The sequence below is a fragment of the Advenella alkanexedens genome (assembly GCF_019132845.1).
Taxonomy (GTDB): Bacteria; Pseudomonadota; Gammaproteobacteria; order Burkholderiales; family Burkholderiaceae_B; genus Advenella; species Advenella alkanexedens.
Map to the genome: position 1 here is coordinate 24,265 of NZ_JAHSPR010000009.1, position 13,522 is coordinate 37,786.

Genomic DNA, 13,522 nt, shown 5'->3' on the forward strand with positions numbered 1-13,522 from the left:
GATCTTTTTTTATCAGAAAGTTCATATAGATACAGGCAGTCCAGCAGGAAAATCTGGACATTCAGCATGTCAGTCCTGGTTTTGGGTGTTGCAGTAGCCAGTGGTGCAATGCTAGAGCGATATTGGGGCGCTCAATCTCTTAACCAGGAAAATAATAGCCATTTGGTCACCAATACGCAACCTTCCGCCCGCGATGAGGCGCTTATCCGTAATAGCGTCAACTTCATGGCCACCCAGGTGGGTGAGTTGCGTGCCCGGGTCGAAAGCCTGGAAAAACTGGGTACCCGGGTGGCCGGTACGGCAGGTCTGCTCAAATCCCCCGAGGCGGCAGCCATTTTGCCCGCGGCAAAAGAGTCGGATGAGTCATTTTCTTTTGAAGATGATCTGATTACCAATGACACGATCATGTCAGCCGAGGAAATCGGTCGTGAGCTGGATATGCTCAAACAACAGATTTCAATGCAAAATGATGGTTTCAGAACCATGGAGCTGCTGCTTAATACGCGTAATGCCGATCGTAGTCGTATTCCTTCCGCTTTACCGGTTTCCATGACGGCAGCCCGTATCTCATCCGCCTATGGCTGGCGTCACCATCCTATCAGAAAAAAATATCATTTACATTCAGGCACCGACTTTGCGGCACCCACCGGTACCCCGATTTATGCCTCCTCGGCCGGCCTTGTTGTGGAAGCAGGTTATAACGGCGCTTATGGAAACTCCATAGATATTGATCATGGCAATGGCGTGGTAACCCGATATGCCCATGCGTCCAAGCTGTTGGTGAAAAAAGGTGACCTGGTTTCCAAAAAACAAATTATTGGCCGGGTAGGTTCCACAGGGCGCTCAACGGGGTCGCATTTGCATTTCGAGGTCCGTGTCAACGACAATCCGGTTGATCCGCTTATGTTCCTGAAGCAAACCTCAACGGCTCCGGCAACGGCGGTTGCCGAGAATTCATTGCTTGACACGGTCAGCAAGGCAAGTGCGGCTGTTATTGGGGCGCAACTGGGTTCTGGCGGAAAAGCTGGAGGCAGTTTGCGTTCTGGCGTTACAAGCGGAACCGGTATGCGTTAAACTACTGGCTTAGAGTAAAAATTTTGACTAACCACATTGGACCGGTTTGGCGGGCAGCGCCTGCGAAAATCCAAGCTTATATTGCAAAATAAGAATGATTTCTATACTTAAAAAACTAGTTGGCAGCCGTAACGACCGCATACTCAAACAGTATCGCAAAATAGTGGCAAAAATCAATGCGCTGGAAAAAACAGTCTCGGCGCTTTCCGATGAAGAACTTTCAGCCAAAACACCTGAATTTCGTGCCCGTCTCGAAAAGGGAGAAAGTCTGAATGACTTGCTTCCCGAGGCCTTTGCCGTTACCCGCGAGGCATCTCGCCGGATTTTGGGCATGCGTCACTTTGATGTGCAGCTGTTGGGGGGTATTGCCCTGCATAACGGTAAAATCGCGGAAATGCGTACCGGTGAGGGTAAAACCCTCATGAGTACTTTGCCCGTTTACCTGAATGCCTTAAGTGGCAAAGGTGTGCATGTGGTAACGGTTAATGATTACCTGGCCCGTCGTGACGCGCAGTTGAACGGTCGCCTGTACAACTTCCTGGGCATGAGTGTAGGGGTGGTGGTTCCCCAGCAGGACAACCAGGAAAAAATTGCCGCTTACCGTGCTGATATCACTTATGGCACCAATAATGAATTTGGCTTCGATTACCTGCGTGACAACATGGAATACCGTGTCGAGGACCGTCGTCAGCGTGGCCTTAATTATGCGATCGTCGATGAGGTCGACTCGATCCTGATTGATGAGGCCCGTACCCCATTGATTATTTCGGGTCAGGCTGAAGACAATACCGAATTGTATGTTCGCATGAATGGTATTCCTGCCTTGCTTACGCGCATGAACGAAGAGCCCAAGCCGCAGGAACCCGAGCCCGAAGGCGATTTCTGGGTAGATGAAAAATCCCAGCAAATTTACCTGTCTGAAGCCGGTCATGAAAAAGCCGAGCAGCTTTTGCGTCAGGCCGGCATTTTGCCCGAAGGCGAGTCTTTGTATGATCCACGCAACATCACTTTAATGCATCATTTGATGGTGGCTTTGCGGGCCCATAATCTGTTCTTCAAAGACCAGCATTATGTGGTGCAAAACAACGAAGTGATTATTGTCGATGAATTCACCGGACGATTCATGGCGGGCCGTCGCTGGTCCGATGGTTTGCACCAGGCAGTTGAGGCCAAGGAAGGTGTACAAATCCAGAATGAGAATCAGACACTGGCTTCCATTACCTTCCAGAATTATTTCCGCATGTATGAAAAACTGGCGGGCATGACCGGCACGGCCGATACCGAAGCCTATGAGTTCCAGGAAATTTACGGTCTTGAAACCGTTATTATTCCTACCAACCTGCCCATGATCCGGATCGACCAGAACGACCAGATCTTCAAAAATGACCAGGAAAAATTCGCCGCGATCATTAAAGATATCCGTGATTGTCATGAGCGTGGCCAGCCTGTTCTGGTGGGTACCACCAGTATCGAAAACTCGGAGCTTTTGTCTGAGCTGCTGAAAAAAGAAAAACTGCCTCATGAAGTGCTTAATGCCAAACAGCATGCCCGTGAGGCGGAAATCGTGGCCGAGGCGGGAAAACCCGGGCGCATTACGATCGCCACCAATATGGCCGGTCGTGGTACCGACATCGTATTGGGCGGCAGCATAGAAAAAGCCATCAATCAGGTTCGTGCCGATGATTCTCTCACGGCCGCCCAGAAAGAAGAAAAAATCGCCAGCATCCGCGAAGCCTGGAAACCGCTTAATGAGCAGGTCAAGGCTGCGGGCGGATTGCGTATTATCGGTACCGAACGCCATGAGTCACGCCGGATCGACAACCAGCTGCGTGGTCGTGCCGGTCGTCAGGGCGATCCCGGTTCTTCCCGTTTTTATCTTTCCCTTGATGATTCGCTCATGCGTATTTTCGCCGGTGAGCGGGTGCGTGCCATCATGGAGCGCCTGGGTACCGACGGTGAGCCTATCGAGGCCAAAATGGTTTCCCGCTCTATCGAGTCGGCACAGCGCAAGGTGGAAAGCCGCAACTTCGATATTCGCAAGCAACTGCTTCAGTACGATGACGTTTCCAACGATCAGCGCAAGGTCTTGTATGGCCAGCGTAACGAGGTGCTTGAGGAGGCCTCCATTTCGGATATGGTTGCCGAATTGCGCAGTGCTGCAGTGAATGATCTGGTGCGCACGTATGTGCCCGAAGACTCCATGGAAGAGCAATGGGATATTCCTGCGCTGGAAACCGCGCTTGCCGCCGAGCTGCAAATAGAGGTGCCTTTGACGGCCATGATTCAGGCGGATGACAGTGTTGGTGAGGAAGAAATCCTGGCGGCCATCCAGGAGGCAGCCAAGAATGCCTATGAGGCCAAGGTTGCACTGGTTGGGCAGGAACAGTGGTCTTCGTTTGAGCGTTCCATCCTGTTGCAAACCATTGATGCACACTGGCGTGAGCATCTGGCATCACTGGATCACCTGCGTCAGGGCATCCATTTGCGCGGATATGCACAAAAAGATCCTAAACAGGAATACAAGAAAGAGGCCTTCCAGTTGTTTGCCGGTATGCTTGAGCGTATCCGCAATGATACGATCAAAGTGCTAATGACTGTTCAGATCCGCTCTCCCGAGCAGGTCCAGCAGGCGGGTGAAGAGGCCGCCAAGCCGCATGTGCGGAACGTAACGCTTCATCATTCTGACTTTGACGAAGCTTTGGGTGCTGAAGTCAATGAAAATGGTGATGTCTCTGCGGGTGGCATTGTTGTTAAAAACATGATGGCCAATGTAGGACGCAATGATCCGTGTCCATGCGGTAGCGGCAAGAAATACAAACATTGCCATGGTCAATTGAAATAAAGGCCAGGTAAAAGCCTGAAACGGATATCCGTCAGGCTTTGATGTTCTTTGTGTTATGAAAATGACTGAATACTGAATTCAACGGTATCCAGTCATTTTTTTGTGGTCTTCAGGGCTGGGCAGTTGGTGTGGGCACCACTTTTGCCTGCGAGACTGTTAAAGCAGAAAGATACTGGCCAGCCCCAGGAAGATGAAAAAACCCAGAGAGTCGGTGACAAAAGTGAGCAATACCGAAGAACCAATGGCGGGATCTTTGCCAAACTTGTCGCGGAAAATTGGGATCAGGACACCCAGCATGGCACCAATCAGCATATTGCACAGCATGGCGGTGGCCATGACCAAGGCAATTTTGAATGAGCCTGAAATAGCCCAGGAAAAACCAGCAGCTACGATGGTGCCAATGAAACCGACTAAAATAGTCACAATAAATTCCCGTTTCAGCAGGGAAGTAAAGTTCTTTGAGGTAATGCGTCCAACCGCCAGGGCCCGGATGACCATGGTCATTGTCTGGTTACCCGAGTTGCCACCAATACCTGCCACAATAGACATCAGGAAAGCCAAAATAACGATATGGCTGACCGTGCCTTCAAATTGTGAGGCAATGACCGCGGCGGTGGAGGCTGTACATAAATTGATCAACAGCCAGGGGGAACGGTTTTTGATGGCTTTGACGACCGGCGCAAAAATATCTTCTTCATGAAGGCCGGCACGGGATAAATCCTGTTCTTGTGAATCTTCACGAATCACATCCACCATATCAGCAATGGTTACCCGGCCAATCAGGCGGTTTTGCCGGTTGACAACCGGTGCGGAAACCAGGTCATAACGCTCGAAAGCCGACGCGGCATCGGTATCGTCATCACTGGGTTTGAGGGAAAGATAGTCAGTTTTCATGACATCTTTCACGTTAGTGTCCGGGTCATTGACCAGTAGTTGGGAAATGCTTAATACGCCCTGAAGGCGATCCTGGCGATCCACCACAAAAATCTGGTCAGTATGGTCTGGCAGTTCTTCAAGGCGCCTGAGGTAACGCAAGACGACCTCAAGGCTGACATCTTCACGCACCCGTACCATCTCGAAGTCCATGATGGCACCCACGGTATCTTCAGGGTAGCCCATGGCTTCAAGCAATTGTGCCCGTTCTTCGTTGGTAAGGCCTTTTTGGACTTCGGCAACAATATCGGCGGGAAGGTCGGGCGCCAGATCGGCCAGTTCATCAGCGTCAAGGTCTTCGGTGGCGGCCAGAAGATCTTCGCGATTCATGGATGAAATCAGGTCTTCACGAACCCAGTCATCAACCTCGAGAAGAATATCGCCATCATATTTGGCATTCACCAGGCTCCAGATCAGGCGGCGCTGCTCTGAGGGTAATGACTCAAGGATAAAGGCAATATCGGCCGGATGCAGCTGGTTAAGTGTGTGTTCCAGCTCAGCCTCATGTTGCCGCCTTAATAAGCCTTCAATAATGTCGGCCTGTTCGTCTCCTTCTTCTTGCCTGCGTACAAGGTTTTCTACCAGGGCATGCTTTTTCAGTAATTCCTGTATTCTTTCCAGTGCCAGTTGCGCATCTTCGGTATCCAGTCTTCTGGGTACCATGATGGCAACGGCTTCGGGCGCTTTGCTTTCTTCTTTTACGTCATTATTCATGCTTATTCTTTTTTAATGGTGGGGGCAGTCAGGTGTGGCTTGAGCATGGCCATGAGTTCGGGGAAAACCTGTTTGTTGGCGGCGGCAACATAACCTTTAACAGGCCAGGGATCAATGCCGTACATGTCTTCGGCCTGCCCGCCCGCTTCGCGCACGAGAAGGGTGCCTGCGGCAACGTCCCAGGGAGCCAGACCCATTTCCCAGTAGGCATCAAACCGGCCACAGGCAACCCAGGCCAGATCAAGAGCTGCTGCGCCCAGGCGGCGTATGCCGCGAGTCGTATGCAGGGCAGCATCAAAGGTGGGCATGTATTGATCGGCAAAAGAAAAATCCCGGAACGGTACGCCTGTACCAAGAATGGAGTCTGACAGTGATTGTGAGGTCGAGCAGTAAATCCGCTCGCCATTCAGTCGGGCGCCTTCCTGATAAATGGCGGTGAACAGTTCTTCCCGGCAGGGGTCGTACACCACCGAGACAACCGGTGTGTCACGGCTCAGGGGCTCGGTATCGGCTTGCAGTTGGGTGCCAGCATGGGCAATTAATCCCAGTGACACGGCGTAATGCGGAATGCCGTGCAGGAAATTCGTGGTGCCATCAAGCGGATCGATATACCAGGTGGCTGTGCCGGTGGGTTTGCCGCCGGTCTCTTCAGCCACAATACCAAACTCTGGTGTTAGTTTGGTCAGTTGCTCCAGAATTGCGGCCTCGGCTTCGCGGTCTGCCTGGGAAACCAGGTCGTTGCGCGATTTGTGATCAATAACCAGATCAGATCTGTTATGGGCATATGCCTGTAAAATTGACGCGGCGGCATGTGCTGCGGTAATGCCGGCTTCCAATGCTCTGCTAAAATCCAAATAATTCTTTGTTAACATCGTAAATCGCCCATTCAGTCCTTATAAACAGGAATTATACACAGGAGTGACTCCTGGGTCCCTGGCTCCTGATACTTAAATTTTTGATTTGCCCGAACGCTTTCTTTCATGTCTTTCACGTATCCTGTTTTATATCCTGCCAGCTTGGTCGCACAAGCCAATGGCTTCATGTTGTCCAATACAGATAACGCTGTTGCGGTCACGGCAGAAAGTTTTTCCGAGCTTGACGCATGGTATGCAACTTTCGTGTCATCCTGTTTGCAATGGCAGGGCAAGGCACGTTATACCATTGCCCTGAATGGTACGCGTTTTGCCATGCATCTGCTCTTGCTGCGTCAATACTGGAAGAAAAGTCCATCACCCTGCCAGCGTTTGCATCTGGTGGTGTTTGAAGAGAAGCCGCTTTCCCGTGAGGATTTCGTGATAATGGGGGCGTGTCTTTTTCCCGGGCATGTTCAGGCACAGGTCAACGAGTTGGCCAGTCAATGGCCCTGTGTGTTGCCAGGTATGCATCGCATTGATCTTGAGCAGGGCAATCTGACCATCACGCTGGCGTATGGCGAAAAACGGCGGATGTTGAAAAATATTCATGCCTCCATTGATGCCTATATCCTGGCTGACAGTTGTAGTCCTGCCGTGCTTGCACAAGAAAGCTATGGGGATTGGTTGCGTTATGCCTCGCCACAGGTTTGTGTGATAAGTCGTGTGCAGGATGAAAGTCTCTTGAGGCAGGCCCTGAAAATCGAAGGTCTGGTCGCAGGAGAAACCCGCATGGGTGACGAGGGAAAGTATCTGGCCCTGCTGGCGCGTTCAGGCAGGCCAATGCCGGTTTACCGGGCTGATCGGGACAGAACGGCATTGGTGATCGGGGGTGGGCTTGCCGGTTCAGGGGTGGCGCATGCCTTGGCACTTCGTGGCTGGCAGGTCAAGGTTTTTGATCCGGCTTTTGCGCATGCCAAGTCGGCTGGGCAGCAAGGGCATATTGCCGCTGCCCTGACACCCATGCTGTCCATTGATGACAACTTCCGTTCACGTTTAAGTCGGGCCGGTGTTTTACGGGCGCATGCCCGATGGCGGGATTTTCCGGAATCGGCCATTCCTGCCCGCTGTGGCACGCTTGAGTTAAGCCGCAATAAAGGCCATGCCAAGGATCTGATCGAGGCCGTCAAAGCCATGCAGTTTCCCGAAGAATGGGTTCGTAGTGTGGATGGTGCCGGGGCCTCGGCGTTGGCGGGTATGCCCATCGATAGGGCGGGCGCCTATTTTTCCGCCGGAATGCTGGTGAATCCGGAAGGCCTTATACGAATCTTGCTGGACAGTGAGGCGATTGAATGCGTGGCCGCCAGGGTTGCGTTTTTACTGTGTAATGAGCAAGCCGGGCAGTGGGAGTTGCTGGGCGCCGATGGTACTGTACAGGCTTGTGGGCATACGGTGATTGTTGCCTGTGGTTTGCAAACGCTGTCCATCATGCAGGAAAGCGGACTGATGCAGCAAACCCGCCGCTCGGGAGCGGTCGTGCCGGCCATGCCCAAGCTGAATACGCTTCATCCAATGGGGGGAGAGGTCATGCATGTGCCTGCCGGGCTTGTGAAGGGCGGGCCTCGTTGCATTATTGGTGGCGAGGGGTATTTCCTGCCTGCCGTCAACAATCTTTGTGTCATGGGTAGTACGTATAGGCATAATCAATATGCACCTTGCACAAGTCAACAAGGACAGCAAGCCATTTTAGCCAAAATGCCGGTGGCGCTTTCTGCCGATCTTGCAAAAGCGGTCCAGAACAATGAAATTGGTGGCTGGGCGGGCATGCGGGCTGTTTTGCAGGGGCGTTTGCCGGTGATCGGCCAACTGGATCATGCTGAAGGCGTGTGCATCGCTGCCGCCTATGCCTCTCACGGTCTGACGTGGTCCAGCCTGGCCGGAGATGTGATCGGTGCACGGCTGGAGGGCGAACCGGTTCCGCTTGAGCGTGATTTGCTGAAAGCGATTTCACCGCGCTAGTTTTGAAATGTTTTCTGTATTTGCCGCTTTAAAAGGTGAAATTGGCGATATATAAGGTGAATTTTCTGCTAAATCCGTGTTTTGATTTTAATTTTGCTATAAATGAGTCAAAATAATACATTTTATAGTGTGGCCGTTTTTGCGTCACACTAAGCGCAATACTTAAAAAGAACTTACGTGATCCAGCTTGATAATCTAGAATTTGTATCCGCACATTCAGCACATGCCGTTTTTGAAATGGATTCGGGCCTGACTCTTCGCATAGAGGCACACGCACCGGGTGTATTTCGTTTGCGCTGTGGTCCAGCCTCCAAGCTGGACGATGAAAAACTGAATGCGCGTGCCAGGGCTCGTCAGGAGTTATTGTTGGCCAGGCCCGAGGCAATTGGTGAAATGAGCACCGAGTCTCTCATACAGGAAAGTGGTTGGCGTTTTGTGCAGGGTGACATTACGCTGCAAATGCATGCCCGGCCATTCCGGCTCGCCCTGTTTCGCAATGAGCAGCTGTTATTAAGTACCGATAGTCAATTCGTTAGTCCTTTTGTGGCTGAAGTCCGAAATGACCAGCCAGAAAGCTGGGGCCTCATGTTGGGGCTGCCTGACAATACACCGGTTTATGGCCTGGGTGAAACCACTGGCGATTTCAATCGTCGTGGCCAGGAAGTCGTTTCCGATTTACCCGGCTTCAACTACTTGCCCTTGGCCTGGAGTCCTCAGGGCTGGGGTCTTTATGTGAATACCCTGGGCCGTGTCTTGCATGCCCCCGGCACACCCGATGAGCCGGATACCTACCAGCTGTTTGTGGAAGATGGTGTTTTTGACCTGTTTTTATTTGCCAGTGAGCCCGCTGAGATATTCAATCAATATTCCGCGCTCACCGGTCGTGCGGGTCAACCGCCGCTGTGGGCCATGGGGGCCTGGTTAGCCCAGCAAAAGGGCCAGGACATCAATGAAATAAGTAATCTGGCTAAAGCACTGCGTGAGCAGGGTCTGCCGCTGGATGTCCTAAGACTTGGCAACCCATCCCTGATCCAGTTTCAACAGGACAAGCAGGCGCTTGAATGGGATGTATCACGTCTTGACGATGCAAGGCGTTATTTTGCCCAGCTGGCCGAAGATCAATGGTATGCCAGTGTAACGACTTTTCCGGGTGTATTGTCCAATACGCCTTTGTTCGCCGACCTTGAAGATCGTGGCTGGCTGCTTTGCAACGAAGAAGGGCTGGCGCAGGTTTTTGACGGTGTCCCGGCCACAGACGGGCAGCCGTTTGGCCTGCTGGATTTAACCTATAAAGACGCTTTCCTTTTCTGGCAAGAGCGACACGCGCAGCTCATTGAGGAGGGCGCCAGTGCCATTGAGTGCAAACTGCCCGTGGAGCTGCCCGATTCGGTCAGTGCCCGCAACGGAGAGTCGGGCCCGCTTTTGCGTACGCTTTATCCGCTGTTACTGAAAAAAGCCTTGTTTGAGGCCGTCTCACGTAACAAGATACCGGCAGAAGGGGTAGTGTTGAATGACAGTCTTGGCCTGGGTTCGCAGCGTACGCCCTGGAAGCAATTGGAATGCCCCGGCAATGACTGGGATGCCATGAGTCAGGTTTTACGCAGTGCCCTGTCGGTTCAGGCCAGCGGTATTGTGACGCAGGTGCATGATCTTGGTAATCCGAATCATTTGTCAGGCCCTGTTGATCCTGAATGGTACTTGCGTTATTTGGGGCTGTCGGTGTTTTCTGCCGGTTTCTCCTTGCATGCAAACCCGGCACTGTTGCCAACGGCTTTCGATGAAAATACGCAGTCGCACATCAAAACCCTGCTTGAATTGCGTTACCGGCTTATTCCTTATGTGTTGGGTATTATAGAAGACTCGGTCAGAACGGGGTTACCGGTTCAGCGCATGATGCCGCTGGCTTTTCCTAATGATGCCAGGGCGCTAGAGTTTGATACCCAGTTCATGTTTGGTCCTGCCTTGTTGGTGGCGCCCATACTGGAACCGGGTGGGCAGGTGGTGGTTTATTTGCCTGAAGGCGAAGCCTGGTGGGATCTGAATACCCGCTGGCGTTATGAGGGCGGTCAATCCATCAGCCTTGAATGTCCCCTTGATTCCGTACCTGTTTTTGGGCGTGAAGGACATATGTTGTGCCTGGGGCCCGTACTTAAACACTTGGGCGAATTCAATACGGCCAGAATCCTGGATGAGGTCTGGATGTTTGGCATGCCATTACATAATCCGGTCGTGATGCGTAATAAAATACGTGTCATGCAAATGCAAGGGTCCAGTTATATCAAAGGTCTTGAAGGTTTACGCATTTTGCAATCCGAGGGACTGGAAGTAAAGCGTCGCGGTGCCGAGGTACGCATCTCACGGGAGCGATAAGATGGGTTCGAAAAATGCCAGGTCTGTACCGGTCCTGATGTATCACCACGTGACACCGTCTTCCGGGCAAATTACCACGAGCCCCGAAAACTTTGATTCGCAAATGGCGGCCTTGGCCGCCAATGGTTATACCAGTCTTACGGCAGACCAGTTCGCCGGCTATCTCAACGGTGAGACGGTACCCGAAAAATCAGTTCTGATCACGTTTGATGATGGCTATCTGGACAACTATGTTTATGCACATCCGATTTTGCAAAAACATGGCATGCATGCCGTCATGTTCCTGGTTACCAATTGGGCTGGGCAGGGCGATCCGCGTCCTGTTTACGGTTCGGGTGATCCTTTGCCGGTTTGCCCTTCACACCATGAATGCAATGCAATTGTTGCGGCGGGCAAGGCAAATGATATTGCCGTTCGCTGGTCAGAGGTCAGGGCCATGGAAGCGGCAGGGACATTTGAGGTTCATTGTCATACCCATACTCATACCCGCTGGGATCTGAACTGTGACAGAGCCGGCAAGTGTGCGGGTATTGCCAACGATTTGCAGTTATCAAGGGCAGCCTTGTTGCGGGAATTGAATAAAGATACACCGCATTTGTGCTGGCCACAGGGTTATTTTGATGATGACTATATTCAGGCGGCCGAGGCATTGGGTTTTAGTGTTTTTTATACGACCGATGCCTATGGCTTTAATGTTGTCGGCGGTGATCCCAAATATGTTTACCGGATAGCCGTCCGAAATAAACCCGGTGCCTGGTTAATGCACAGAATCGGTATTGCCAAAAATCCTTACTGGGGGCCTTTGTATAATCGCTGGAAAAAATTCCGCAAGCAGCAACGCAGAGCCAGGGAACTGAGGCGAGCCAACAAGGCATAGGCTTTATTTCCTGCATTGCCGGTTTAAAAAAGATTTAAGAAAAGCAAGTCTCTTATTTCCAAAAGAAATAAGGGGCTTACTATAATTTTGTTTGCTGAAACTGGCAGACAGATCACAATACCACATCATGATTCATATTAAAGATTTAAGAAAAACATACAAAACCCCGAAAGGGGGGTTTGAAGCCATCAAAAAAATAGACCTTAAAATAGAAAAAGGTGAGATTTTTGGCATTATTGGTCCCAGTGGGGCGGGTAAAAGTACACTGGTGCAATGTATCAACTTATTGGAAAGGCCCGATTCTGGTTCCATTACCCTTAATGGTCAGGTGTTGACCGGTTTGTCTGAAATCGAGTTGCGTGCGCAACGACGACGGATTGGCATGGTTTTTCAAAGCTTCAATTTATTGTCGCGCCGTACTGTTTTCAATAATGTGGCCTTGCCACTTGAAATTGCCGGTGTCAACAAGGCAGACATCAAAACCCGGGTGGATGAGCTGTTGGCCCTGGTGGGATTGTCACATTTAAGCGACCGTTATCCTGCCCAGATCAGCGGCGGACAAAAGCAGCGTGTGGGGATCGCCCGTGCGTTGGCTTGCCATCCGGATGTCCTGTTAAGTGATGAGGCCACCTCGGCCCTGGACCCTGAAACAACGGCCAATATTCTGGACTTGTTGCGTGATATCAACCGCAAGACAGGTATTACGATTGTTATGATCACACACCAGATGGAAGTGGTTAAGCAAATTTGTGACCGGGTGGCGGTGTTAAGTCATGGGGCAGTGGTGGAAGTGGGAGATACGGCTGATGTATTTGCCAATCCACGGCATGACGTTACCCGGGCCATGGTGTCTGCGGCAACCGAATCCACCTTGTCGGAAGATTCTTTCGAAATTCATGTGGCACGCCTGAAAAAATGGGTGAACGAACATCCCGGGCAGGATGCCGCCATCTGGGAATTGCATTTGCACGATGCCCAGGTGTCTGGTGGACTGTTTTCAGGAGCGGCCCGGTATGAGGGTGTCAGTCTGTCCCTGTTGCAGGCCAAAGTGGAGGACATTAAGGGGGTCGCCGTTGGTAAATTATATGTGCAGGTACAGGGCAGCGCGCAAGCCATCCTGAAGGCACGACAGGCCTTGGGCAATGAGGGTGGTGTACAAATACAGGAGGTGGTGTATGAATCCGCAAATGGTTAATTTATTGATTGATGCTACTTTGGAAACCCTGCTCATGGTGGGGGTCTCGGGACTTGCCGCACTCTTTCTGGGCGTGCCCCTTGGGGTTGCCCTGATCGTGACCGACAAAGGTGGTCTGTTGCAGAATCTGGCGGTTAACCGTGTCCTGGGGGCAATCATTAATGCAACCCGGTCGGTGCCTTTTATTATTTTGATGGTGGCGATCATTCCGTTTACCCGCTTTATTGCCGGGACATCGATTGGCACCACGGCGGCTATTGTACCCCTGGCTATTGCTGCCATTCCATTCATGGCCCGGGTTGCCGAAACGGCCATGAGGGAAGTTGACCGTGGCCTGATCACGGCTGCCAAGGCGATGGGGGCATCTCCCATGCAAATTATTGTGAAGGTTTTATTGCCTGAAGCTTTGCCCGGCTTGATTTCCGCGATGGTGATCACGCTGGTCAGTCTGATCGGGTATTCGGCCATGGCCGGTGCCATTGGCGGGGGCGGCCTTGGTGATCTGGGTATCCGGTATGGCTACCAGCGATTCTTGCCCGAGGTCATGCTGATTGTAGTGGTAGTGCTGATTGTTATGGTTCAGTTGATTCAAAGTGTGGGTGACTGGATTTCCCGACGTTTGTCACATAAATAATCCTAAAGGATTC

At 51.6% G+C, this 13,522-nt stretch carries 9 protein-coding genes; 7 read left to right on the top strand and 2 right to left on the bottom strand.

Features of this window, described 5'->3' with window-relative positions:
* Nucleotides 1-66 precede the first annotated feature (66 nt).
* Together KU392_RS11395 and secA are read left to right on the top strand one after the other, a co-directional pair.
* The gene (locus KU392_RS11395; protein WP_169295357.1) at nucleotides 67-1,074 is read left to right on the top strand and encodes a M23 family metallopeptidase; all 1,008 of its coding nucleotides are present in this window, start codon (nucleotides 67-69) and stop codon (nucleotides 1,072-1,074) included.
* A gap of 94 nt (nucleotides 1,075-1,168) precedes the next feature.
* Nucleotides 1,169-3,916: a preprotein translocase subunit SecA gene (gene secA, locus KU392_RS11400; protein ID WP_217735367.1), complete on the top strand. Its 2,748-nt coding sequence runs from the start codon at nucleotides 1,169-1,171 to the stop codon at nucleotides 3,914-3,916.
* Nucleotides 3,917-4,072: 156 nt separating this feature from the next.
* Here the strand turns inward: secA and mgtE are convergent, their stop codons facing one another.
* Nucleotides 4,073-5,563 carry a magnesium transporter gene (mgtE, locus tag KU392_RS11405; protein WP_343212451.1) on the bottom strand — a complete coding sequence of 497 codons (1,491 nt, stop codon included), beginning with the start codon at nucleotides 5,561-5,563 and terminating at the stop codon, nucleotides 4,073-4,075.
* 2 nt (nucleotides 5,564-5,565) lie between these two features.
* Nucleotides 5,566-6,435: an inositol monophosphatase family protein gene (locus tag KU392_RS11410; RefSeq protein WP_169295355.1), complete on the bottom strand. Its 870-nt coding sequence runs from the start codon at nucleotides 6,433-6,435 to the stop codon at nucleotides 5,566-5,568.
* A gap of 108 nt (nucleotides 6,436-6,543) precedes the next feature.
* Between KU392_RS11410 and mnmC1 the strand changes: the two genes are divergently transcribed.
* The 5 genes from mnmC1 to KU392_RS11435 all read left to right on the top strand — a co-directional run bounded on the left by mnmC1 (nucleotide 6,544) and on the right by KU392_RS11435 (nucleotide 13,509).
* Nucleotides 6,544-8,433, top strand: coding sequence for an FAD-dependent 5-carboxymethylaminomethyl-2-thiouridine(34) oxidoreductase MnmC1 (gene mnmC1, locus KU392_RS11415; protein ID WP_217735368.1), 1,890 nt, complete (start codon nucleotides 6,544-6,546; stop codon nucleotides 8,431-8,433).
* Between the two features lie 237 nt (nucleotides 8,434-8,670).
* On the top strand, nucleotides 8,671-10,803 hold the full coding sequence (locus KU392_RS11420) for a glycoside hydrolase family 31 protein (RefSeq protein WP_217735416.1): 2,133 nt from the start codon (nucleotides 8,671-8,673) through the stop codon (nucleotides 10,801-10,803).
* Nucleotide 10,804: 1 nt separating this feature from the next.
* A complete protein-coding gene (locus KU392_RS11425; RefSeq protein WP_217735369.1) occupies nucleotides 10,805-11,680 on the top strand; it encodes a polysaccharide deacetylase family protein in 876 nt (291 codons plus the stop codon).
* 127 nt (nucleotides 11,681-11,807) lie between these two features.
* Complete coding sequence (locus KU392_RS11430; protein ID WP_217735370.1) at nucleotides 11,808-12,875, top strand: methionine ABC transporter ATP-binding protein; 1,068 nt, start codon at nucleotides 11,808-11,810, stop codon at nucleotides 12,873-12,875.
* Nucleotides 12,856-13,509, top strand: coding sequence for a methionine ABC transporter permease (locus KU392_RS11435; protein WP_169295351.1), 654 nt, complete (start codon nucleotides 12,856-12,858; stop codon nucleotides 13,507-13,509). The genes KU392_RS11430 and KU392_RS11435 overlap by 20 nt, the downstream gene beginning before the upstream one ends.
* The last annotated feature ends 13 nt before the right edge of the window (nucleotides 13,510-13,522 follow it).

Coding starts and splice junctions, on each gene's coding strand:
- KU392_RS11395 (WP_169295357.1), top strand. CDS start 67: ATGTCAGTCCTGGTTTTGGGTGTTGCAGTAGCCAGTGGTGCAATGCTA.
- secA (WP_217735367.1), top strand. CDS start 1,169: ATGATTTCTATACTTAAAAAACTAGTTGGCAGCCGTAACGACCGCATA.
- mgtE (WP_343212451.1), bottom strand. CDS start 5,563: ATGAATAATGACGTAAAAGAAGAAAGCAAAGCGCCCGAAGCCGTTGCC.
- KU392_RS11410 (WP_169295355.1), bottom strand. CDS start 6,435: ATGTTAACAAAGAATTATTTGGATTTTAGCAGAGCATTGGAAGCCGGC.
- mnmC1 (WP_217735368.1), top strand. CDS start 6,544: ATGTCTTTCACGTATCCTGTTTTATATCCTGCCAGCTTGGTCGCACAA.
- KU392_RS11420 (WP_217735416.1), top strand. CDS start 8,671: ATGGATTCGGGCCTGACTCTTCGCATAGAGGCACACGCACCGGGTGTA.
- KU392_RS11425 (WP_217735369.1), top strand. CDS start 10,805: ATGGGTTCGAAAAATGCCAGGTCTGTACCGGTCCTGATGTATCACCAC.
- KU392_RS11430 (WP_217735370.1), top strand. CDS start 11,808: ATGATTCATATTAAAGATTTAAGAAAAACATACAAAACCCCGAAAGGG.
- KU392_RS11435 (WP_169295351.1), top strand. CDS start 12,856: ATGAATCCGCAAATGGTTAATTTATTGATTGATGCTACTTTGGAAACC.